The sequence below is a fragment of the Natronorubrum sulfidifaciens JCM 14089 genome (assembly GCF_000337735.1).
GTDB classification, from domain to species: Archaea; Halobacteriota; Halobacteria; order Halobacteriales; family Natrialbaceae; genus Natronorubrum; species Natronorubrum sulfidifaciens.
The window spans coordinates 1-21,477 of sequence record NZ_AOHX01000033.1; the positions used below are offsets into that span (position 1 = coordinate 1).

The following is a 21,477-nucleotide window of genomic DNA, read 5'->3' on the forward strand; positions in this document are numbered from 1 at the left end:
GAGATGTGTATAAGAGACAGGTTGCCGTGTCCGCGACTGGAAACCCGTTCTCGAGGTACGGTCGGTCTTCCTCACCGTCGCTGTCCTCGTAGGCGTACGTCTCGTCGTCGGTAGTGTCTTGATGGACCGTCGCTGTCAGCCGGCCGACGAGGTCGACCTCGTCGCGTTCGATCGTCACGTTCTCGTGTGTTCCAGCACCGAGGTAGTCGGAGACGACGAGTGGCTCCTCACCGCTGTCGGTGATGACGATGAAACCGCCGTCCGAGAGGGTGACCTCCTCGATGATGACCGACTCGCCGTCCTGTTGTTGGTCCTCGAATGCGATCGACGCCGTCGGGTCCTCATCGACGCCGAAGATGGCGGGTGCCTGACCGACGACGATCCCCGCGGCGAGCACGACCACGATCGCGATCAGGATCGCGCCGACGCGTTTGATCGTGCCGAAGGTCACTCTCGAACTCATGTGGCTGGGATCGTCCTCGTGTAAGGGCTCGAGCGACGTAAAACGCGCCGTCCGTTCGCAGAAACGGAGTGACTGGACGAGTGTCAGCGAGCAGGACTGTCCGTTCGTTGATAGTACCACAACGCTCTTGTTCCGTGCTGGACACTAGTCAACTATGAAACAAAACGTGGGCAGAACGGACCAGCTCGTGCGTTTGGCCCTCGGTGCGGTTTTGGGACTCGCCTCGCTGGCGATTCTCGGTGGCGTCGTTTCGCTGCCGATGGTCCTCTCGCCCGTTCTCGGCGTGTTCTCGCTCGTGTTCCTCGCAACCGCCGTCACCAGCGTCTGTGGGCTCTATTCGGCGCTTGGCATCAGCACGAAGTAACAAGAGACACCTCCCGCCGTTGGCCACGGCGACACCGAAATGGGTCGACTGTGTAATTCTTGTGCCCACGTCACGGGCGTTTCGGTTACTGTCGCCGGTCATCCGAAGGGCGTTTAGTCACGGCACGCCGACCATCGAGCGATGCCACTGCGCGTGACGTTTCTGGGGACGGCTGGGGCGATTCCGACGACCGAGCGAAACCCGAGCAGTATCTTCGTCGCTCGGGCGGGCGACGAGTTGCTGTTCGACGCCGGCGAGGGAACCCAGCGCCAGATGATGCGCTTTGGAACCGGATTTTCGATCTCACACCTGTTCGTCACGCATCTCCACGGCGACCACGTGCTCGGGATTCCCGGACTGCTCCAGACGATGGCCTTTAACGACCGTGAGGAGCCACTGGCGATCCACACGCCTCACGGCACGCGCCGTCAGATACAGAGCTTAGTCAACGCCCTCGGCAACCGCCCTTCGTTTCCAGTGCGAGTCAACGAGGTCGGCGACGGCGACGTCGCCTATCGGGCCGACGAGTACGAGGTCCGCGTCTTCGGAACCGACCACGACACCCGCTCGGTCGGCTACGCGCTCGTCGAAGACGACCGTAAAGGGCGGTTCGACCGCGACCACGCCGAGGACCTCGGCGTTCCTGTCGGACCGAAGTTCTCAAAACTCCACGCGGGCGAGTCGGTCGAACTCGAGGACGGGACCGTCGTCGAGCCCGAACAGGTCGTCGGCGAGCCCCGCCCCGGTCGTTCGATCGTTTACACCGGCGATACGCGACCGACGACGGCGACGATCGAAGTCACGGACGAACCCGAACTGTTGATTCACGACGCCACGTTCGCCGAGGACCGCGCCGACCGTGCCGGCGCGACTGCCCACTCGACAGCTCGGCAGGCGGCCGAAATCGCCAACCGCGCCGGTGCGGATCGTCTCGCCCTGATGCATCTCTCCTCACGATATGCGGGCTACGCCGACGATCATCTCGAGGACGCCGAGGCGGTCTTCGACGGCGAGGTGTTCGTCCCCGACGACGGACAGACGCTCGAGATTCCGTATCCGGACGACTGAGACGGAGTGCTGTCCCGATCTCCCGCCGATCGCCAGCACGGGTCGGCGATCAACGGTGATCGACTCCAGTAACCGTATCAGACGGTTCGCTGTCACCCGTCAGCTCGCCGGACCGAACGGTGCTATTTCGCCACACGGTTACACCCGTCGCGTTCTCAGTGCGGTATCAAAAGTACCATACCACCCCACGACTCAGTAGACCGTATCAGGTGGTTTCTGTGACCGAAAAACGCGAGTACAAAGACGACTATCCCGACAAGACGCTGTATATTCCGGGTCCGACCGAAGTGCGCGAGGACGTCATCGAGGCGATGTGCGAGCCGATGTTCGGCCACCGCATGGACCAGATGACCGACCTCTATACGACCATCGTCGAGGACACCAAGGAGTTCCTCGGCACCGACAACGAGGTCGTCATCCTCACGGGCTCGGGAACGGAGTTCTGGGAGGCGTCGACGCTCAACCTTGTCGACGAGAACATCCTCGTCCCGACCTGTGGCAGCTTCAGCGAGCGCCACGCCAACGTCGCCGAGCGACTGGGCAAAAACGTCGACCGCCTCGAGTACGAGTGGGGCCAAGCCATCAAACCCGAGGACATCCGCGAGGAACTCGAGGAAAGCGACACCGACTACGACGTGGTCGCAACCGTGATGAACGAGAGTTCGACCGGCGTCCGCAACCCCGTCGAGGAGATCGGTGACGTCGTCGCCGACTATCCGGACACCTACTTCGTCGTCGACGCCGTCTCCTCGCTCGGCGGCGACTACGTCGATATCGACGAGCACAACATCGACGTCATCTTCGCTTCCTCACAGAAGGCCTTCGCCATGCCGCCGGGGCTGTCGATCTGTGTCGTCAGCGACGACGCCTACGAGCGCGAACTCGAGAAAGAGTCCGCGTCGTGGTACGGCGGCTTCCAGCGGACGATCGACTACTACGAGCGGAAAGGACAGACTCACTCCACGCCGGCGATCCCGATCATGCTCGCCTACCGCAAGCAGATGAAACACATGCTCGAGGAAGGCCACGAGGCGCGGAGCGAGCGCCACCGCGAGATGGCCGAGTACGTCCGCGAGTGGGCCGACGAACACTTCGCCATGTTCCCCGAGGAGGGCTACGAGTCCCAGACCGTGGCCTGTATTGAGAACACGCAGGGGATCGACGTCGCCGAAACGATCGAGACCGTCAACGAGGAGTACGACATGGCCTTTTCGAACGGCTACGGCTCCCAACTCGGCGAGAAGACGTTCCGTATCGGCCACATGGGCGAACACGACCTCGAGTCGATCAAAGAACTGACCGACGCCATCGAAGACGTCGCTGACCTCTAAGTCGGCGCTCGAGGACGTGACTCGAGTCTAGGGGTACTCTCGATCAGTTGTCGGATCACGCGCTCAGTGTTCTTTTACAGGAGATCGTCGCACGAGTGTGTTGTTTAGGACTGTCCGCGAGAAACCCGGTAAGTACAGCTGAAGGAATTACTACAGAACTCTCTGCCAATATTGAGCTAACACTGTTCCGTTTCAGCAGAGATGTCACAGGTTTCAGTAACCGTAAATCCGACGTGATCGAACGTGGTGACTTTGATAGTGACGGCTACACAATCAGATTCGGCGTTAGTGAGCTCGCGTTCAACCCACTCTTCATCTCCCTCCAGCTGGCCTGCAATAGCGAACTGGCCCGGTTCACGTGGCCATGTACAGTTGAGGAACGTCCAAGAGTCCTCTGGGGGAGTTCATGAGTAGATTTATCAATGATTTCCCCCTCGTTCGTAATTCGAACGGACAGTGTCCGTTCCTTACTCTGCATATTTCCGAGGGCAACGCCGAGTAGTTCGACATCATCGTTGAAAAAGCCCGTACAGCCAGAAAAGCAGATTGTGGCACCAGCGGTAACTACAGAGAGATACTGCCGTCGATTCATACTATCTATTGATAATAAGTATGTAAATTCTTTTTGGGGGAGAGTGACACGGATACTGTTCAATACGCACACGTAGTTGCCATTCAGTATCGGTGAATCACAAAACAGTCAGCGAGGAACTTGAGTAGCACAGTTGAAGAAAAACTTATGGGTAAATGAAATGAACTTGACAGTGTGTCATCTAAAGAACGTTCATTGCTGATCCCGAGTCTGGTTTATCTTGGTGCCACTATACTAATCGGAATACCAGCAATAATCGCTTCACTATCGGTTTTGACCCATCTCTCCGGTGTAGTACTCAATACCGTAGGGAGTGAACAAATACCGCCAGTCGGCGGCATCTTGTTGCTCGCGGTATCAGTCCTAATTGGTCTTCAGTTAGCCATCGAAGCCGCTGCTGTTCAATTAGGCGGGATTGAAGCATTAGGAAGAGGGTCTCCGCGTGCTACCCTCGCTCGATATGGGTTCTTAACCCTGTGCGTGTTTATCGCGCTGGCAGCCGTTACGTGGGCAGGCCTTTCCGCAGTAGTAGGCGGATATGGGTGGAGCATTATCGTACTTGGACTGCTGGTCGGGTGTGCTGGGTTCATTGTCCTCTGTAGGAGTACACACGCCTTTATTACAGGATTCCGTAGCAGCGAGGTATAAGCATCTGTCGTTGCCGAATCGACCGTTCCAGTTTCACATCCCATTGCGAATAGAGTAGCTACTGAAAGTCGACGTGAACCCGCGTCGGATTTATACGCGACTCGCCCCTAGGGCCGCCTGTGAGTACGCGAACGAGTGCCCTCGATGCAGTCGTCTTCGGGGTCGATATTCAAAGCGGTGACGTGCGGGGCGATGCGCCGTCGTACGCCCTCGTGGTCTACGACGGTGACGACCTCACGCGGGATGTCGTCACTCACCGCAAACTCCGGCGGCTGATCGACGACGAGGAGCCGGCGATCATCGCGACGGACAACATGTACGAGCTGGCGGCCGACAAGGATCAGCTGATTCACTTCCTCGGCTCGCTGCCTTCCGAGACGATGCTCGTGCAGGTAACGGGTGCCGAACAGCCCGAACCACTCTCTCGAGTCGCGAAACGCCACGGCATTCCCTACGGCAAACAGCCGATGGAAGAGGCCGAAGCCGCCGCGCGGCTGGCCGCCCACAACGTCGGCCACGAGGTCTCTGCGTTTACGGATACGACAGAAGTCAAGGTCTCTCGAGGCCGTTCAACCGGCAGCGGTGGCTGGAGCGAGGATCGCTATACGCGTCGCATCCACGGCTCGGTTCGGAAGCGGACGCGAGAGGTCGAGTCCGAACTCGAGGCCGAAACCCTCGAGTACGATCGGGAGATCCGGGAGGCCTACGGTGGCTACGCGAACGCCGTCTTCACCGTCTCCGCCCGCCCCAGTGACATCCCCGTCTCGAGAAATCGGTCGGGCGACGTCCGCGTCGAGATCGAACGCGAGCGCCGCGATGGGATCGAGTTCCGCCCGCTCGCCAAACGCCGGGATCACGTCATCGTCGGTATCGATCCCGGCACGACGACTGCGGCCGCGATCGTCTCTCTCGAGGGTGAGGTGTTAGACGTCTGGAGTTCGCGGACCAGCGACACCGCCGACGTGATCGAGTGGATCGTCGAACGGGGTCGTCCGATCATCGTCGCGGCGGACGTGACGCCGATGCCCGAGACGGTCGAGAAGTTCCGCCGGAGCTTCGACGCCGCGGGCTGGATGCCCACGAGCGATCTGCCGATCGACGAGAAACAACACCGCACGCGTCACGACCCCTACGACGACGACCACCAGCGCGATGCGATGGCCGCGGCGCTGTATGCCTTCGACGCCCACGAAGACCAGTTCGAGCGCATCGCCACAAAGCTCCCGCCGGGGCTCGACCGTGGCGAGGTGACGGCGCGTGTCGTCGCCGACGAGGAAAGCGTCGAGGCCGTCCTCAGGGATCTGGACGACGACGAGGAGAGCACGGAGGAGTCGACCGAGCACGAACCACGCGAGCTGACGCCCGAAGAACAGCGGATCAAAGACCTCGAGCGACAGGTCGAGCGGCTTCAGTCACACGTCGGGACCCTCGAGGGACGGCTTGAGGACCGCGACGAGCGTATCGACGACCTCGAGTCGAAGCTCACCCTCGCGCGTCGCGAGGAACGAACGCAAGTTCGGAAGGATCGTGAGGTGAACCGCCTCGAGCGGAAGGCGAACCGTTTAGAGCGCGAACGCGACACGGCCCGTGAGGAAGTGGACGACCTCGAGCGGAAAGTCGAGCGGATGAAAGCGCTCTGGAAGCTCGATCACTCGAACTTCAGCGACGTGTCGGCCGAAAAGGAGGGGCTGGTCCCAGTCAAGGTCGTCGAGAAGTTCACGAAGGGCGCGCTCCGCGAGGCCAACGAGCAGTACGGGATCGCAGCCGGCGATATCGTCTTCTTGCGGGATGCGAGTGGGGCGGGCCGCTCGACGGCCGAACTGCTTGCCGGCTTCGAACCGCGGGTCGTCTTGAAACAGGGCGGACTCTCGGAGGTCGCCGACGAAATCCTCTTCGACGCCGACATTCCGGTCGGTCCCGCCGACGACGTCGCCATGCAGGAAGTCGACGAACTCGCCGTCGCCCGTGAGGACGACGTCGAGGCGGTCATCGACGACTGGCACGAGCGTGCGACAGAACGAAAACGCGACCGCAAGGCGGCGATGGTCGATCAACTCATCAGCGAACACCGAGCGGGCGACAACCAGGCGTGAACTGCGCTCGCGGGCCGGCTCGGAGTCTCACTCCGCCGACCCCATCGGCGACAGCACCTGCGGCACTTCCTCGACCTCGAGCTCGTCGGTCAGGTCCTCCGGCTCGTCGACCGGACCGTTGACGAACAGCGCGTGCCCGATCAAGCCGATCGCGATGACGCCGAAGACGGCGAGCGCGGGCTCGAGTGGGACCGACGTCACGTAGCCGATCCCGGCACCGAGGCTGAGACTTGCGGCGATACAGGCCAACACGAGATCGTAGTAGTGAAGCGTGTATCCCATACGTCCTCGAGGTGACGCAGCGACAAAATCCTTCGCTGCAGCGTCGCCGGACTGTGACTGTGCGTCAGAACATCCCGAAGCTCTGGAGCATGCCCGAGACCAGTGCCTTGACGACGATGCCGAGACCGGCGAGGACGAGCGCGATGCCGGCGGCGATCAGGAGGTTCTGAGAGGCGATCAGTCCGACACCGGCGAGAAGGATCAGGAGACCGGCGATTCCTTGCGGACCGAGATTTTTCAGCATATGAAGGGCTGGCCAGCCGAGGGAAATAAACGGCGTGGTTTTCCGGGTTCCGTGGCCGGCGGCGACCCGGAGACTGTCAACGGAATCGATAAAGGGTTAAACCACTCGAATGTGAACTACGGGCCATGAGTGACGACGGTGAGGGCGGTCGGAAGAACCTCCGGATGCCTGAGGACGACGAGGTTTTCGCGACCGTCACGAACATGCTCGGAGCGAACCGCGTGAAAGTACGCTGTGCAGACGGGACAGAGCGCACCGCACGTATCCCCGGCAAGATGCAAAAACGCATCTGGATCCGCGAGGACGACGTCGTCCTCGTCGAGCCGTGGGACTGGCAAGACGAGAAAGCCGACATCACCTGGCGTTACGAAAAAAGCGAAGCCGACCAGCTCCGCCGCGAAGGCCACATTCAGTAAGTCCACCCGTCTGTGCTGTGCGTACAGCGAGACGGCGTCACCGACGGCCACGCTTGCGGACCGAACTGCGTTCTCTCGAGATTTCTGCCCGGTAGCGGAGCCGATACCGTCCGTTTGTCAACTCGAGGCCGATGAACCGCGGCTGGGTCACTCGACCTGCAGGTCGCCGACCATCGTCACTTCGTGGGGCGCACAGACGTACTGTGCTATCTCGGAACTGGCCGTGAACGCGAGGAACTGACCGTCGCCACCCTCAGAAGTCAGCTCCGTCGCGAGATCGTCGACGACGTTTCCGTCCGCGTCTCGGAGCTCGAGGTTGTGCACCATGCCGTCGCCCTCGGCCCAGCCGATCTCGTAGGTTTCGCCGTCCTCGAGGACGAGCGTCGGGTTCTCGACGCCCTCGATCGGCGCTGGCTCGAGGCCCTCCCACGCGGCTGTCCCGCCGTAGAGGACGATACGCGTTCCCGGCTCGATCTCGATCGGTCCCACCGACTCGAGTTCTTCGTGGTCGTCGTCTGGCGTGGTCTCCTCCTCGAGATCGGACTCGGGCGCGGTCTCCTCGCCGGTGTCGGTCGACGTGTCCGCGTCGGCGTCCGCTCCGTTGGGGTCGTCGTTTTCGTCGCTCGAGGGCGTCTCGTCGTCCGTGCCGTTGGTCTCGGTAGTCGTGTCGTTCGCATCACCACCAGCACCGAGCGATGACTCGGAATCGACGCGGCTCCGGTCGAGACAGCCGGCGAGGATCGACGCGACCGCCGCGCCGCCGGTGACCTGCAGCACTGCTCGACGCCGTACCCGATTCGTGTCATCCATGTATCCATTTCTCTCCCACGTTGTTATATACCTATGACATTATGGCCGAGTAACAGTTCGATGGCGCAGGCTCGAGTCTGCCGGAGATGGACACCGACGGTCGGATAACAGTGAACGCCACACCGCTTCGATCGAACGGCTACGACACGGACCGGTGTCTATCTGGTACGATACTGCCGTCAAAAAAACGCCTATAGAACCGTATTATTCGACCTGAAGGTCGCCGATCATCGACGTCTCGTGGGGGTCACAGACGTAGGTCGACATCTCTTCGCTGGCCGTGAAGTCGAGGAACTGGTCGTCGCCACCCTCGGAGACCTCCTCGGTCTCGAGGTCGTCGACGACGTCGCCGTCGTCGTTTCGGATCTCGATGTTGTGGGTCTGACCGTCGCCTTCGTTCCAGCCGATTGTGTAGTCTTCGCCCTCCTCGAGGACGAGGGTTGGGTTCGTGACCTCGTCGATGTCGGCGGGCTCTTCGCCGATCCAGCCAGCCGTCTCGGCGTAGAGAACGATTTCCGTGCCTGCTTCGATATCGTAGGTGTCGTCGCCGTCGTCGCCGTTACCGTTGTCGTCGTCGGAACAACCGGCGACGAGCGCCGTCGCCGCTGCCGCACCCGTGACCTTCAGCGCCTTCCGCCGCGTGATTGGGTTATCTCGTGCCATCGAGCGTGAATTAGGGCCGAGCACATAAAAATTGATATCCTCCACCTCTGCGCTGTCATGCGTTTACATACCACATTTATCGGTGGTATTTCTCACTCAGTTACCGGTCGAAATCTCGATGAGAGCGATCAGATGCGATCGCAATCGTCCGCGGTGAGTTGTCGGTCACCGAACGAACGGCGGAGAAACGCCGGCGCGGCGAGGAGGGCGATCGCGATCTCGAGGCCGCCGACGGCGAGAAACGCGACGGCGTAGCCGTAGCTGCCGGCGACGGTCCCGCCGACGAGAAAGCCGGCGAGAAAGCCGAGGCTGCCGGCGATGTTGAAGCCGGCCATCGACACACCGCGTTCGCGGTCGCCGGCGATATCGGTGACCAGCGCCATCGTCGCCGGCGAGACCAGCGCACCGAGGACGCCGACGGTGACCATCGCGACTGCGGCCGTGGCGACCGATGGCGCAGCGCCGACGGCGAGAATGCCGACGCCGTAGCACAGCGAGCCGACGACGATCGGGATCGCCCGCCCGATCCGATCGGACAGCGCGCCCATGGGGTACTGCAACAGGGCGAACGGGGCGAAGAAACAGGCCAGTAACAGGCCGGTCGTGGCGGGCCCGAGACCGAACGTCTCCTGGAAGTACAGCGTCCCGACGAGGGCGAAAAAGCCCGCCGTCATCCGGTCGACGAAGCCGAACGTGTACGGGATCGATAGCGTCGGCCGTCGCCGAACGCCGTGCAGCAGGGCTCGAGCGCTCCGACGACTGTTCGGTGTCCGGTCGTCGACGACCGTCACGAGCGCGCCGACGCCGACGAGCAAGACGGCGGCACCGACCAGTGGCGCGATCGGGTCGAGTTCGGTGAGTTGGCCCCCGATGGGGGCACCGAGGGCGGCCCCGAGCCCGATCGCGATCCCTGCAGCACCCATGTTTCGGCCGTGGCCGCCGTCGAGGTCCATCAGCATGGTCATCGTCAGCGAGAACGCGCCGATGGTCATCGACCCCTGAACGACCCGCAAGAGGAGGACGCCTTCGAACGAGATCGATCCCACCGCGGGAACGACTGCAAGCGCCGCGTAGCCGACGGAACCGGCGAGCGCGCCGGCGATGATAAACGGCGTTCGCCGTCCCGTCACGTCGCTTGCGAGCCCCCAGACACCGACGAAGGCGATGTAGGCGACGAACTCGGAGACGAGAAACCACATGCTCGCATCGAGTGCCGTCGACGCGAACGGCGAGGTCGTCGCGTCGGCTCCAAGCGTTTCTACGAGCGTCGCGACACCCGGATAGAGCAACAGCTGTGAGAACAACACGGCGAAGACGACGGCCGCGAGCACGACTCGGTCCCGGTCACTCGAGTGCACGGCCGATACGTTGCCACTGGGAGACTATCAACCCGTTCGTCTCGTGTGGGCGATGCGGTGTGCGTCTCCGGTCTTCGGGCCAGTCGAAAGCGATACGCTTTCGCCGCTCGGTCCCCTGTTTCTGTCGATGACACCCACACGCCGACGCCTGCTCGCGGCGGGAGCGACTGCCGGCATGGGACTCGTCGCCGGCTGTAGCGACCTCGCTCAGGAGTCGCTTGCCGCGTCTCCGGCGACCGTCTCCCCGGCGGCGCTTACGGAAACCGGCTACGGCGAACACACCGTCGATGAACTGCACATCGAGCGAACCGTCGGCCGGTTCGGACTCGAGCGAACGATCTCGGTTCGAAACTGGAACGCCGAGTACGACCGTTCGCTCGCGCTCGAGGCACTCGGATTCGGTCGGCTGCAGATGGCCGTGGTCTCCGTGCTCAGTACGCCACAGATCGCCGTGCTCGGGCGGACGTTCAACCCCGTCGGCGAGTACTCGACGGACGAACTCGTCGCCCTGATTCAGGACCGCTACGCCGAACTCGAGGCCGTCCAGTACGTCGACGAGGAGCCCGTTTCGGTGCTCGGCAGTGAGACGACGCTGGCTCGCTATCGAGGGCGTGCGCGACTGGTTTCGGCCGGAACCACGCTCGAGGTCACCATGCTGGTCAGCCAAGCCGTCGAGCACGGCGACGATTTCGTGGTCTGTGTCGCGGTCTTCCCTCGGTCGGGGAACGTCGACGCCGAGCGCGAGGCGGTCAGAACGCTGCTTGCAGGTATCGAACACGGATGAGGTGCGAAGAGAGCGGTAACCCGTCCGTCTACGGGTCGCTCGAGCCCGCTCTGCGTAACGGAAACGGGCGGGACGTGTGTGAACGCGACCGAATCGACTACGGTTTTTGCCGTTACTGCGACGCATATGAATCTGCAGGAGTATGCATACTAAACATGAGCGACGACGCAAGCGACGGGACGAACACAGGCTGTCCCGAGCGCGGCCTCGGGACACGAAGCGTCCACGCCGGACAGTCCCCCGACCCGGAGACGGGGGCGATGGCACCGCCGATCTACCAGACGACATCCTACGTCTTCGACGACGCCGACACCGCCGCTGAACGCTACGCCTTGGAGGACGACGGCTACATCTACTCTCGGATCGCCAACCCGACCGTCACGGTCCTCGAGGACCGACTCGCCTCGCTCGAGGGCGGGGCTGGTGCAGTTGCAACGGGCAGCGGTATGGCGGCCCTCGACTCTGCGGTTCTCATCCTCGCACAGGCGGGCGACAACGTCGTCTGTTCGACGGACACCTACGGCGGGACGACCGCCTACTTCTCGAAGACGGCGAGCCGTCGGAACATCGAACCACGATTCGTCCCTACCCTCGAGTACGACGCCTACGAGGAGGCGATCGACGACGACACCGCGTTCGTCCACGTCGAGACGATCGGCAACCCGTCGCTCGTCACTCCCGATTTCGAGCGCGTCGCCGAGATCGCCCACGACAATGGTGTCCCCCTTGTCGTCGACAACACCTTCGCGACGCCGGCGCTGTGTCGACCGCTGGAACACGGCGCGGACGTCGTCTGGGAGTCGACGACGAAATGGCTCCACGGTTCGGGGACGACGGTCGGCGGCGTCCTCGTCGACGGTGGCTCGTTCCCGTGGGGCGAGCACGGCTACGACGAGATCGCCGGCCAGAACCACGCCTACCACGACGTCGATTTCTCGCGGGATTTCTCCGACGCCCCCTTCGCCGCCACGGCTCGCTTCCGGTCGCTGCGCAGTCTCGGCAACCAGCAGTCACCTTTCGACGCGTGGCAGACCTTACAGGGCCTCGAGTCGCTGCCCCTCCGAGTCGAAAAACACTGCGAGAACGCCGCCATCGTCGCCGAGTACCTCGACGACCACGACGACGTCGCCTGGGTCACCCACCCCGGCCTCGAGGACCACCCAACCCACGACAACGCCACGAACTACCTCAACGACTTCGGCGGCATGGTCGCGTTCGGCCTCGAAGCAGGGTACCAGGCAGGCAAGACCTTCTGTGAGAGCGTCGAGGTCGCTTCCTTCCTCGCGAACATCGGCGACGCGAAGACGCTCGTCATCCATCCCGCGAGTACGACCCACGGACAGTTGACCTCCGCAGAGCGCGAAGAAGCGGGCGTGACCGACGACTTGATCCGGATGTCCGTCGGCATCGAAGACCCCGAGGACATTCTGGCCGACCTCGAGCAGGCGATCGAGACGGCGACACGAGCCGCGACCGTCGCAACGAGCGAGGACTGCTAGCCATGACAACCAGAGACACTGTCGATCTCGGCGAGTTCCAGTTCCTTTCCGGTGAGTCGATCCCCTCCCTCGAGGTCGCCTACGAGACCTACGGCGAGTTCACTGGCGACAATGCGGTGCTGGTCTGTCACGCATTGACCGGCAGCCCCCACGTCGCCCGTCGGCCCGACGCCGGTGGTGACACCGCCGGCCAAGCGCGGGCCTGGTGGGGCGACGTCGTCGGTCCTGGGAAAGCGATCGACACCACCGAGTACTACGTCGTCTGTGCGAACGCGCCGGGCTCGTGTTATGGCACGACGGGGCCGGCAAGCGAGAACCCCGAAACTGGCGAGCCTTACGGCACCGACTTCCCACCCGTCACCGTCGGCGACTGGACGCGCTCGCAGCGTCGGCTGCTGGATGAACTCGGCGTCGGCCGACTCCACGCCGTCATCGGCGGCAGCGTCGGTGGCATGAACGCCCTCGATTGGCTGCGACGGTTCCCCGACGACGTCGATCGGGCGGGTGCCGTCGCCACCGCCGCCCGACTCGACCCGCAGTGTCTCGCGCTCGATACGGTCGCCCGCCGGGCGATCACCAGCGATCCCAACTGGAACGGCGGCCACTACTACGGCGGCCCCGAACCCGAAGACGGACTCGCACGCGCACGCCAGATCGGCCACATCATGTATCTCTCGAAGCCCTCGATGGCCCGGAAGTTCGGCCGTCGCTCCGCGGGCCGTGAGACGGTTCGCGAGGAGCCACCGGACCCGGCGGCCGCCTTCTTTCCCTACCGAGAGGTCGAGTCCTACCTCGATTATCAGGCCGACAAGTTCACCGACCGCTTCGACGCGAACAGCTATCTCTACATGACCCGTGCGATGGACGACTTCGATCTCTCGGCGGGGTATGAGTCCGATGCCGACGCGCTGGCGGCGTTCGAGGGTGAGCTGCTGCTCATCTCGTTTACCGGCGACTGGCATTTCACCGTCGAGCAGTCGGAAGCGCTGGCCGAGGCCTGCCGCGAGGCCGACGTCGACGTCGCCCACCACGTCGTCGAATCCGACCACGGCCACGACGCGTTCCTCGTCGAACCCGAAAAAGTCGGCCCGCCGCTTGACGAACTGCTCGAGGACGGACTCGCCGGACGGACGATTACTGATACGGCACCTGAACCCGACCTCGAGGACACAGACTCGTTCGCGCCGGTGCATACGAGTCTCTTTTCAGAATAAGGGTCGCTCACCGACACGACCGGCTTTGTTATCGATGATGATAATGCTGAGCGACGCTCCTCTCACGTGATAACGCGACAGAAAGTACAGCAGGATAGAATATATAGAAATATATAACGTCTGTTCCTTTGATGTATCACTGATGGCAGATAATAGTCAACTCGAGTACGACGACGACGAACAGACAAACGAACAGCCGACACAGCGCGTGGCGACCGGACAGGACGCTGATCTGCCGTTCAAGCAGGGTGCAGTATTCGGTGCGATCGCAGTCGTTCTCTCGTATTTCGCACACCTCTTCTCGACGATCGTTTCGACCGCACAGACGACTCCAGCGACGTACACCGATGATGGGTCGCTGGTCGTCACGGAGATGGTTGCCTCCTGGGAAGCCGCTGGCTGGAGCTACCTCGCTGCGTTCGGGACTGGATTCGAGGCAGAGGGCGAACCCGCAACGCTTGGCGATGCGCCGAACCACGCCGCTGCGGCCGCGTCCCCACCGTTCTTTCTGATCGACACGGCGCTGTTCCTGCTCACTGCCGGTCTGGTGGTCGGGGCCGGATATGCGATCGCCACGTACGTCGACGCCGACGACGCTGTTGGGGCAGTGAAAGCCAGCGTGACGGTCGTTCCAGTGTATCTGGTGTTTGCGGTGCTTGCCGCGTTCCTGATGACGACCACCTACAGTGATCCGGCACTCGTCAGCAGTGTCTTCGACAGTGTCGGTGCACTCGAGGCTGAGTCATTCCTAAACGATTCGGGTGAGGTCACGGGCGAGATTACGTTCGGTCCGGCGACCATGAGCGCGATTCTCCTTGCTGGACTCGTCGTTCCTGCCGTCCTCGCGGCTATCGGTGGCGTGTTAACCCAGCGTCAGGATGCCCTCGAGACGCTGATGGCGAAAGCCACCGATCGCTAACGTCATCGATCACGAACTGCCGAACCAGCCGGTGACGGTTTGGTTTGTACGGAAAATCAGTCTGCAGGTGTTTCCGTCGTGTGCTGGTAGCCGTGTTGCTGGCCGTATGCAGCGTCAGCAGCGACGTACTGTTCGACAGCTGACGACGAGCCGAAACTGCCGAGCCAATGTCGCAGATCGTGGATGAACAGAGCCGGGCTTTCCATGCGGAACAGTCGCAGTGAAATGGCGATACCACCCGGCGAGCGGATCAGCGCGATCAGCGACCACATCGTCCCGGCTGCGAACGCACCAATAGCGGAAAAGGTCATGCCGAGCGTCGCGAACGTCACCCCGTAGACGAAGCCGATCCCCATCGACGGAAGACTCGTCCCGAGCGGAACGCGCGCACTGGCGTCGCGAAGCGTCGGCGCGAGAAAGATGATCGAAAGGCCACTGCCGAGCATGAACACAAGGTCTTGCCACATCATACAACCACTTACTCGGCCCCGAGTTAATAGGCTTCTCGGTATCAAAAACGGCTCTCGAGCCCGATTTTCGCCGAGAGAAGATGTTCGTCCGAACTGGGAAACGAGTCGTTACTGATCGGCGACCGGGAGGACGTCGGCCTCGAGCAGCTCCGCTCGGGCCTCGTCCATCGAGGTCACGACGACGTCACAGTGGGGTTCGACCGCCGGCTTGGGTGCGAAGCCGATCGCGAGGCCGGCGACGTTCAACATCGGGAGGTCGTTTGCGCCGTCACCGACGGCGACGGTGTCTTCCATGTCGGCGCCGACGTCTTCGGCGAGGTTCTCGAGGGCGTCGTCTTTGGTGCCTTCGATGAGTGGTCCGTCGACGTCGCCAGTCAGTTCGGTTTCGTCGTCGGTCATCGGGAGTCGGTTCGAGACGATGTGATCAACGGTGGCTCCCTCGCGCTCGAGAGCGGCCGCGACGCCGCGTTCGAAGCCGCCGGTGAGGATCGCGGTCGTCACGCCGGCGTCGTTTAGCTCCTCGATCAGGTCGGCTGCACCCTCGCGGAGTTCGACCTGATCGTACGCCGCCTCGGCCTCGTCGGCCGGCAGGCCCTCGAGGAGGGCGGCCCGCTTGCGGAGGCTCTCGGCGTAATCGATCTCGTCGTTCATCGATTGCTCGGTGATCTCGGCCATCTCGTCGGCGACACCGCAGCGATCGCCGAGCAGTACGGTCATCTCGGAGTCTGAAAGCGTCCCGTCGAAGTCGAAAGCGACGACTGTCATCGAGCGCTGCTTGTCGCGCCCCGAATAAACCAGTTCAGGTTTTCGTCTGTGCTGTCGTGCGCTGGCCGACTCCTACTCGTCGTCCTCGACCGGCGTCTTCACGATCGTTACCGGTCGCGAGGCCAGTCGTGCGACACGATCGGTGACGCTTCCCAGCAGCCGGCGGTACTCGCCCGAGCGGGCTTTCGACCCCATCACGAGCAGGTCGACGTCTTCGTCGTCGGCGTACGCGAGGATCTCCTCGTGTGGCGCGCCGTGTCGGACGGCTGTCGCCGGCTCGAGGCCAGCCTCGCGTGCCGCCTCGGCGGCCGACTCGAGGGCCTCCTCGCCTTCTTGCTCGAGGGCGGACTCGAGGCCTTCGAACTCGTGGACGTACTCGTCGCCGGTGTAAGAGCTGTAGACGTCGCTGTCGACGACGTACAGCAGGTGGAGTTCGGCACCGCTTGACTCCGCGACGGCGATTGCGTGTTCGGTTGCCAGTTCCGCCCCTTTCTCGGCGTCCGTCGGAAGGAGAATGCGGTCGTACATCGACAGTTCCTACGTGACGAACTAAAATAAGAATCGGTGCCAGTTCGCTCCGTGAGAGACCGGTAACTCGTCTGATCTGACGAGTCGTGCTCGATCACCTGACGATGGGGGCTCAGTCACGATCGGGTGCCGGCTCATCCGTGGCCAGTCGTTCGTCGAACTCGTGGCTGGTGTCCGATGGCTCCTCCAGAAAGCTGAGTTCCCGCTGTGGGAACGGGATCGTAATGTCGGCCTCGTCGAAGGCGTCATAGACGCCTCGATTGATGCTGTCGAGCGCGCGTTTTTCGACCAGCGGATGGTTGATGTAGGCCCGGAGTTCGAAGCCAAGCGCGGAGTCGCCGAACTCAGCGAAGATCACTCTCGGCGTCGGCGTGTCACGGACGAACTGACACTCTTCACAGACCTCGAGGACGAGTTTCTCGACGGTCTCGTAGTCGGTTCCGTAGGCGGCCGTGATCGGCACCCGAAGTCGCATGTGGCGCTGTGGTGCGCTTTCGTTGACCACCTGTGAGGAGTTCAGGATCGCGTTCGGCACCGTTACGAGCAGGTTGTCCTCGGTCAGGACGGTCGTGCTTCGAATGCCGACGTCGGTGACCGTCCCGCGCATGTCGTCTTCGACTCGGATCACGTCGCCGACTTTGTACGTGTTGTCGAAGTACAGCGCGACGCCGCCGATCAGGTTGCCGATCGCATCCTGGGCGGCAAAACCGATTACGATCCCGAGGATGCCGGCCGAGGCGAGAAAGGGGGTGAGATCGAGGTTCCAGATCGAGAGCAACAACAGGACAGCACCGCCGACCACGGTAATCGTCCAGAGGTTCCCGAACATCGGTGCAAACTCGTACCCCGACTGGCCTTCCTGAAGCACCTCGATCCAGCGACGGCCGATCCGGATCGACGCTCGAGCCCAGAGGATAACCAACACCGTGGCGATCCCGCCAACGATCAGCGTCGTCGACTCGAGGAGATCGAGCACGAGCAAGCTGAGATACACCCCGAGCAAGGCGATCGAGATCGCAAGCGGGGTGTGAACTTCGACAAACGCCGCGCGACCGAACGTCGTCTCGGCGGTCTCGCCGTCCAGATACCGACGGCTCCCCCACTGGACGAACCGGGCCAGCAGGACCGAACCGATCAGGATGAGCGCGACCAGCAGCCAGGATTGATCGATGGCCCCGAATCCACTCCCGAACAGGGCCGGGCGCGTCGCCGGCCAGACGGGCAGTGCGCTGTAACCCGTCGACTCGAGCGACGCTGGAGCGGCGTCAGCGACTGGCCACGTGCCGACGGGCGGAGCAGACATCTGTGTCGGTAACGCGTAGTTAACCGAGTGGTAAATACTGTCTGATGTCCGTGGCTGGCCGAACCTGTCGGCTGCATACCACAACGTTGACCCAGCAGCCGACCCCAGTATCGCCGATGGCAGCCTCGTCGGACTCGGAGGTGCGGTGATGACCAGTGCCACGCTCGAGGTGCTGCTCCTCGCCCTGATTCCGGCGATCTTCTGGGGATTTACGCCGATCTTTGATAAGCGCGGGATGGCCGCGGGCGGTGGCTCCGTGCAGGCGTCGCTGGTCGTCGTGGTCGTCGACTCGGCGATCTACTGGCTCGTTATCGCCGCCGTCTACGGCCGGTCGGCGTTTTCGGGACTCACGCTCGAGGTCCTCGCCGTGTTCGTTTTCGCGGGCGTAGTCGGCACTGCACTCGGGCGAATCACGATCTTCGTCGGCGTCGACAAAGTGGGCGCGAGTCTCAACAGTACGATCCTCAGCACGCGGCCGCTGTTCGCGACGCTGATCGCACTCGCCGTCCTCGGCGAGCCACTGGGGCCAGTGACCGGCGTCGGCATCGTCGTTCTCGTCGCCGGGCTTGCCGTGTTGACGGCCTCGAAAGGCGGCGACCTCGCGGGCTGGCAGCCCCGCGACCTGTTGTGGCCGATCGCCGCCGCGGCCACCTTCGCCGTCGCGAACGTCTCTCGACGGTACGGGATGCTCGAGACGCCGATTTCAGCGCTCGAGGCCGTCGCGATAAACGAGACGGCCGGCTTGGTCGCGCTGCTCGCCTACGTGGCTGCCGTCGGCGGGCGCGACGTCCTCGCGAAACCGCGCGCGTCGTACACCTACTTCGCCGGCAGCGGCCTCCTGACGACCGTTGCAATGCTTTCGCTGATGGCCGCACTGGGTCTCGAGGCGGGTCGAATCGCGATCGTCGATCCGCTGGTCGCGACCGCGCCATTGTTCACGCTGCTGTTTGCCGCCGTGTTGTTGCGCGACCTCGAGCGCGTGACGAAAGGCGTCATCGTGGGGGCGGCGCTGGTGGTCATCGGTGCGGTGTTGATCACGCTCTGACTGCTCGACTCCGACACCGTTTCGGCCGACACCACCCCGTTTTCGATGTCTTTACCAGACTACTTTTGTTCGATCCTGCAGACGCCACAGTTATGTGCGCCAATCCCACAACTGAGACGAACACACGATTCGTTCGTCCGTCGAATCCAGTCGGCTACGTTGCGATCGTGATGGCACTCGTGACGGGTGTGTTACACCTGCTGGCCACGATGAACGCGATTCAGTTCAGCGAGGTGCTCGCTGCCCTGTTCGTCCTTAACGGACTCGGCTTTATCGGCGGCACGATCCTGTATCTGACCCCCTACTGGCAGCGCTCGCTGTTTCTCGTCGCGGCGGCGTACTCGATCATCACCATCCTCGCGCTCTTTCCGGTCCAGGGCTGGGGCCTCGAGGCGTTCTACATGGAGGGCAATCTCAACCCGATCGCGGTCATCACCAAAGCCGCCGAGGCTGTGCTCGCTGTCTGTGCCGTTTATTTGTACGCCGATACGGATGCGTAGGCTCCACTGAACGGGGTGCTCGAGGCTAGTTGTCGAAATCAGATCTCTTCTCCGACGCGAGCGGGACGGAACGATACTGAGCAGTGTCGATGGCGTCTGCCAGTGAGGCAGCGACCACACTCGTCGCCGTCGAACTCCTAGTGACCATCACCGGACTCGTGCCGCTTCCCCGACTGCTTGCGATCAGTGCCCTCCCTCCTCCCGTGTTGATCACCGTTCTTGGTATCTCGAGTCTCTGTGGGTCGTCCCGTGGACGCCGTGGGAGCGGGCCTGTTCCAACGACGAATGAACGTCAGTTGACACCAGATCCCGAATTTCCGGGATCAATCACCGTTCCGGGCTACTGTACCCGAGGAGAGTGCATCGATAAACGATCATGTTCGGCCGAATCGAGGTGGTAGATTTTGCCACCGGCGACGACAACGGAAGGGTTTACCTGCTCCACACGATTGTCTCGCGCATGAAAGTACTGGTCACGGATCCCATCGCGGATGCGGGTCTGGACGTACTCAGAGACGCCGGCCACGAGGTCGAGACGGGCTATGAACTCGAGGGTGAGGACCTCCTCGAGGCAATCTCGGACGCACAGGGACTGATCGTCCGATCGGGAACCGAGGTCACCGACGAGGTGCTCGAAGCGGCCGAGGAACTCGTTATCGTCGGCCGAGCGGGCATCGGCGTCGACAACATCGACATCGAGGCGGCGACGGATGAAGGTGTTATCGTCGCCAACGCACCGGAAGGCAACGTTCGCGCGGCAGCCGAACACACCGTCGCGATGACGTTCGCGACCGCACGCTCGATCCCACAGGCACACATCCGCCTGAAAGACGGCGAGTGGGCCAAAAGCGAGTATCTCGGCACCGAACTCGACAGCAAGACGCTCGGCGTTGTCGGTCTCGGCCGCGTCGGCCAGGAGGTCGCCAAGAAACTCGACTCGCTGGGGATGGACATTGTTGCCTTTGACCCCTACATCTCCGAGGAGCGCGCCGACCGCCTCGGTGCTGAACTCGTCGACTTCGAGGACTGTCTCGAGGCCGCCGACTTCCTCACCATCCACACGCCGCTGACCCCTGAGACCGAGGGCATGATCGGCGCGGACGAACTCGACCTCCTCGAGGGCGGCTACATCGTCAACGTCGGCCGCGGTGGCATTATTCAGGAAGACGCTCTCGCCGCGAAGGTCGAAGACGGCACCCTCGCCGGGGCCGCACTCGACGTCTTCGCCGAGGAACCCCTGTCGGCCGACTCGCCGCTGCTCGAGCACGACGACATCATCGTCACGCCTCACCTCGGCGCGTCGACCGAAGCTGCACAGGAGAACGTCGCGACCTCGACGGCCGAACAGATCAACGCCGCCATCGCGGGCGAGCCGGTCGCCAACGCGCTCAACGCGCCGTCGATCGACGAGAGCGCGTTCCCACGCCTCGAGCCGTACATCGACATCGCCGAAACGGGTGGCAAGGTCGCTGCCCAGTTGCTCGACGGTCGCGTCGAGTCCATCGAGATCGCCTACGAGGGCGAGATCGCCGACGAAGACGTCGAGTTCGTCACCGCAAGCGCGCTGAAAGGCGTTTTCGAACCGCTCGAGTGGCAGGTCAACGCCGTCAACGCACCACAGATCGCCGAGGATCGTGGCGTCGACGTCACCGAGTCCAAGACCCGACAGGCCGAGGACTTCCAGAGCCTGATTTCGGTGACCGTCAGCAACGGTGACGACGAGGTCTCCGTCGACGGAACCCTCTTCGCCGGCGACGACCCACGGATCGTCCGTGTCGACGGCTACCGCGTCGACGCCATCCCTCACGGCAAGATGGTCGTCACGCGAAACACCGACGAACCCGGCGTCATCGGCCTCATCGGCTCCGTTATGGGCAAACACGGCGTCAACATCGCCGGCATGTTCAACGCCCGCGAGACGATCGGCGGCGAGGCACTGACCGTCTACAACGTCGACAGCGAGGTCCCCGCAGAAGCGAAAGCCGAACTCGAGTCGGACGACCGGATCATCGGGATCAACTACATCACGCTGAACGGCCAGAACTGAGGCGCTGCCGCTTCGTTTCGTTTTTGCAGTGGTTCTTGGACCGAAATAACCCGCAGCACTGCAGCATGGTT

Annotated in this window: 22 protein-coding genes; 12 read left to right on the forward strand and 10 right to left on the reverse strand. The window is 62.7% G+C overall.

What is annotated here, in order from left to right:
- Nucleotides 1-463: DUF7282 domain-containing protein (locus C495_RS07625; protein ID WP_449406472.1), on the reverse strand; the 463-nt coding region annotated here is incomplete at its 3' end.
- A 154-nt stretch (nucleotides 464-617) separates the two neighbouring features.
- Between C495_RS07625 and C495_RS07630 the strand changes: the two genes are divergently transcribed.
- From C495_RS07630 to C495_RS07645, 4 genes are all read left to right on the forward strand, one after another.
- The gene (locus C495_RS07630) at nucleotides 618-827 is read left to right on the forward strand and encodes a YgaP family membrane protein (protein WP_008161617.1); all 210 of its coding nucleotides are present in this window, start codon (nucleotides 618-620) and stop codon (nucleotides 825-827) included.
- A 141-nt stretch (nucleotides 828-968) separates the two neighbouring features.
- Complete coding sequence (rnz, locus tag C495_RS07635; protein ID WP_008161620.1) at nucleotides 969-1,895, forward strand: ribonuclease Z; 927 nt, start codon at nucleotides 969-971, stop codon at nucleotides 1,893-1,895.
- 218 nt (nucleotides 1,896-2,113) lie between these two features.
- Nucleotides 2,114-3,226 carry a pyridoxal-phosphate-dependent aminotransferase family protein gene (locus tag C495_RS07640; protein WP_008161622.1) on the forward strand — a complete coding sequence of 371 codons (1,113 nt, stop codon included), beginning with the start codon at nucleotides 2,114-2,116 and terminating at the stop codon, nucleotides 3,224-3,226.
- 1,359 nt (nucleotides 3,227-4,585) lie between these two features.
- Nucleotides 4,586-6,559: a DUF460 domain-containing protein gene (locus C495_RS07645; RefSeq protein ID WP_008161624.1), complete on the forward strand. Its 1,974-nt coding sequence runs from the start codon at nucleotides 4,586-4,588 to the stop codon at nucleotides 6,557-6,559.
- Nucleotides 6,560-6,586: 27 nt separating this feature from the next.
- On the opposite strand, the gene C495_RS07650 is transcribed toward C495_RS07645, so the two are convergent.
- Both C495_RS07650 and C495_RS07655 read right to left on the reverse strand, forming a co-directional pair.
- A complete protein-coding gene (locus C495_RS07650; protein WP_008161626.1) occupies nucleotides 6,587-6,841 on the reverse strand; it encodes a hypothetical protein in 255 nt (84 codons plus the stop codon).
- Nucleotides 6,842-6,905: 64 nt separating this feature from the next.
- Nucleotides 6,906-7,085, reverse strand: coding sequence for a DUF7470 family protein (locus C495_RS07655; RefSeq protein WP_008161628.1), 180 nt, complete (start codon nucleotides 7,083-7,085; stop codon nucleotides 6,906-6,908).
- Between the two features lie 125 nt (nucleotides 7,086-7,210).
- Between C495_RS07655 and eif1A the strand changes: the two genes are divergently transcribed.
- Nucleotides 7,211-7,501 carry a translation initiation factor eIF-1A gene (eif1A, locus tag C495_RS07660; protein ID WP_008161630.1) on the forward strand — a complete coding sequence of 97 codons (291 nt, stop codon included), beginning with the start codon at nucleotides 7,211-7,213 and terminating at the stop codon, nucleotides 7,499-7,501.
- 147 nt (nucleotides 7,502-7,648) lie between these two features.
- Here eif1A and C495_RS18205 read toward each other — a convergent pair whose 3' ends face one another.
- From C495_RS18205 to C495_RS07675, 3 genes are all read right to left on the reverse strand, one after another.
- Nucleotides 7,649-8,311 (reverse strand): plastocyanin/azurin family copper-binding protein, encoded by a 663-nt coding sequence (locus C495_RS18205; protein WP_193788008.1) that lies wholly within the window; start codon nucleotides 8,309-8,311, stop codon nucleotides 7,649-7,651.
- Nucleotides 8,312-8,515: 204 nt separating this feature from the next.
- Complete coding sequence (locus C495_RS07670; RefSeq protein WP_008161633.1) at nucleotides 8,516-8,974, reverse strand: plastocyanin/azurin family copper-binding protein; 459 nt, start codon at nucleotides 8,972-8,974, stop codon at nucleotides 8,516-8,518.
- Nucleotides 8,975-9,102: 128 nt separating this feature from the next.
- Nucleotides 9,103-10,332 carry an MFS transporter gene (locus C495_RS07675; RefSeq protein WP_049890207.1) on the reverse strand — a complete coding sequence of 410 codons (1,230 nt, stop codon included), beginning with the start codon at nucleotides 10,330-10,332 and terminating at the stop codon, nucleotides 9,103-9,105.
- Between the two features lie 127 nt (nucleotides 10,333-10,459).
- On the opposite strand from C495_RS07675, the gene C495_RS07680 reads away from it, so the two are divergent.
- The 4 genes from C495_RS07680 to C495_RS07695 all read left to right on the forward strand — a co-directional run bounded on the left by C495_RS07680 (nucleotide 10,460) and on the right by C495_RS07695 (nucleotide 14,748).
- Complete coding sequence (locus C495_RS07680; RefSeq protein ID WP_049890209.1) at nucleotides 10,460-11,116, forward strand: DUF6517 family protein; 657 nt, start codon at nucleotides 10,460-10,462, stop codon at nucleotides 11,114-11,116.
- 155 nt (nucleotides 11,117-11,271) lie between these two features.
- Nucleotides 11,272-12,615, forward strand: a complete 1,344-nt coding sequence (locus C495_RS07685) for an O-acetylhomoserine aminocarboxypropyltransferase/cysteine synthase family protein (protein ID WP_008161638.1) — start codon at nucleotides 11,272-11,274, stop codon at nucleotides 12,613-12,615.
- 2 nt (nucleotides 12,616-12,617) lie between these two features.
- Entirely contained in the window at nucleotides 12,618-13,829 is a 1,212-nt protein-coding gene (metX, locus tag C495_RS07690; RefSeq protein WP_008161640.1) for a homoserine O-acetyltransferase MetX, read from the forward strand.
- Between the two features lie 142 nt (nucleotides 13,830-13,971).
- Nucleotides 13,972-14,748, forward strand: a complete 777-nt coding sequence (locus C495_RS07695) for a hypothetical protein (RefSeq protein WP_008161642.1) — start codon at nucleotides 13,972-13,974, stop codon at nucleotides 14,746-14,748.
- 56 nt (nucleotides 14,749-14,804) lie between these two features.
- Here the strand turns inward: C495_RS07695 and C495_RS07700 are convergent, their stop codons facing one another.
- From C495_RS07700 to C495_RS07715, 4 genes are all read right to left on the reverse strand, one after another.
- Nucleotides 14,805-15,218, reverse strand: coding sequence for a hypothetical protein (locus tag C495_RS07700; protein ID WP_008161644.1), 414 nt, complete (start codon nucleotides 15,216-15,218; stop codon nucleotides 14,805-14,807).
- A gap of 108 nt (nucleotides 15,219-15,326) precedes the next feature.
- Nucleotides 15,327-15,983 (reverse strand): phosphoserine phosphatase SerB, encoded by a 657-nt coding sequence (serB, locus tag C495_RS07705; protein WP_008161646.1) that lies wholly within the window; start codon nucleotides 15,981-15,983, stop codon nucleotides 15,327-15,329.
- A gap of 72 nt (nucleotides 15,984-16,055) precedes the next feature.
- Complete coding sequence (locus C495_RS07710; protein WP_008161647.1) at nucleotides 16,056-16,511, reverse strand: universal stress protein; 456 nt, start codon at nucleotides 16,509-16,511, stop codon at nucleotides 16,056-16,058.
- Nucleotides 16,512-16,623: 112 nt separating this feature from the next.
- Entirely contained in the window at nucleotides 16,624-17,814 is a 1,191-nt protein-coding gene (locus tag C495_RS07715) for a mechanosensitive ion channel family protein (protein ID WP_008161650.1), read from the reverse strand.
- Between the two features lie 148 nt (nucleotides 17,815-17,962).
- Here C495_RS07715 and C495_RS07720 point away from each other — a divergent pair, with 148 nt between their 5' ends.
- The 3 genes from C495_RS07720 to serA all read left to right on the forward strand — a co-directional run bounded on the left by C495_RS07720 (nucleotide 17,963) and on the right by serA (nucleotide 21,406).
- Nucleotides 17,963-18,859 carry a DMT family transporter gene (locus tag C495_RS07720; protein WP_008161652.1) on the forward strand — a complete coding sequence of 299 codons (897 nt, stop codon included), beginning with the start codon at nucleotides 17,963-17,965 and terminating at the stop codon, nucleotides 18,857-18,859.
- Nucleotides 18,860-18,951: 92 nt separating this feature from the next.
- Nucleotides 18,952-19,359 (forward strand): DUF7475 family protein, encoded by a 408-nt coding sequence (locus C495_RS07725; RefSeq protein WP_008161654.1) that lies wholly within the window; start codon nucleotides 18,952-18,954, stop codon nucleotides 19,357-19,359.
- A 460-nt stretch (nucleotides 19,360-19,819) separates the two neighbouring features.
- Entirely contained in the window at nucleotides 19,820-21,406 is a 1,587-nt protein-coding gene (gene serA / locus C495_RS07730; protein WP_008161656.1) for a phosphoglycerate dehydrogenase, read from the forward strand.
- Nucleotides 21,407-21,477: the final 71 nt, after the last annotated feature.

Coding starts and splice junctions, on each gene's coding strand:
- C495_RS07630 (WP_008161617.1), top strand. CDS start 618: ATGAAACAAAACGTGGGCAGAACGGACCAGCTCGTGCGTTTGGCCCTC.
- rnz (WP_008161620.1), top strand. CDS start 969: ATGCCACTGCGCGTGACGTTTCTGGGGACGGCTGGGGCGATTCCGACG.
- C495_RS07650 (WP_008161626.1), bottom strand. CDS start 6,841: ATGGGATACACGCTTCACTACTACGATCTCGTGTTGGCCTGTATCGCC.
- C495_RS07655 (WP_008161628.1), bottom strand. CDS start 7,085: ATGCTGAAAAATCTCGGTCCGCAAGGAATCGCCGGTCTCCTGATCCTT.
- eif1A (WP_008161630.1), top strand. CDS start 7,211: ATGAGTGACGACGGTGAGGGCGGTCGGAAGAACCTCCGGATGCCTGAG.
- C495_RS18205 (WP_193788008.1), bottom strand. CDS start 8,311: ATGGATGACACGAATCGGGTACGGCGTCGAGCAGTGCTGCAGGTCACC.
- C495_RS07670 (WP_008161633.1), bottom strand. CDS start 8,974: ATGGCACGAGATAACCCAATCACGCGGCGGAAGGCGCTGAAGGTCACG.
- C495_RS07680 (WP_049890209.1), top strand. CDS start 10,460: ATGACACCCACACGCCGACGCCTGCTCGCGGCGGGAGCGACTGCCGGC.
- C495_RS07685 (WP_008161638.1), top strand. CDS start 11,272: ATGAGCGACGACGCAAGCGACGGGACGAACACAGGCTGTCCCGAGCGC.
- metX (WP_008161640.1), top strand. CDS start 12,618: ATGACAACCAGAGACACTGTCGATCTCGGCGAGTTCCAGTTCCTTTCC.
- C495_RS07695 (WP_008161642.1), top strand. CDS start 13,972: ATGGCAGATAATAGTCAACTCGAGTACGACGACGACGAACAGACAAAC.
- C495_RS07700 (WP_008161644.1), bottom strand. CDS start 15,218: ATGATGTGGCAAGACCTTGTGTTCATGCTCGGCAGTGGCCTTTCGATC.
- serB (WP_008161646.1), bottom strand. CDS start 15,983: ATGACAGTCGTCGCTTTCGACTTCGACGGGACGCTTTCAGACTCCGAG.
- C495_RS07710 (WP_008161647.1), bottom strand. CDS start 16,511: ATGTACGACCGCATTCTCCTTCCGACGGACGCCGAGAAAGGGGCGGAA.
- C495_RS07715 (WP_008161650.1), bottom strand. CDS start 17,814: ATGTCTGCTCCGCCCGTCGGCACGTGGCCAGTCGCTGACGCCGCTCCA.
- C495_RS07720 (WP_008161652.1), top strand. CDS start 17,963: ATGACCAGTGCCACGCTCGAGGTGCTGCTCCTCGCCCTGATTCCGGCG.
- C495_RS07725 (WP_008161654.1), top strand. CDS start 18,952: ATGTGCGCCAATCCCACAACTGAGACGAACACACGATTCGTTCGTCCG.
- serA (WP_008161656.1), top strand. CDS start 19,820: ATGAAAGTACTGGTCACGGATCCCATCGCGGATGCGGGTCTGGACGTA.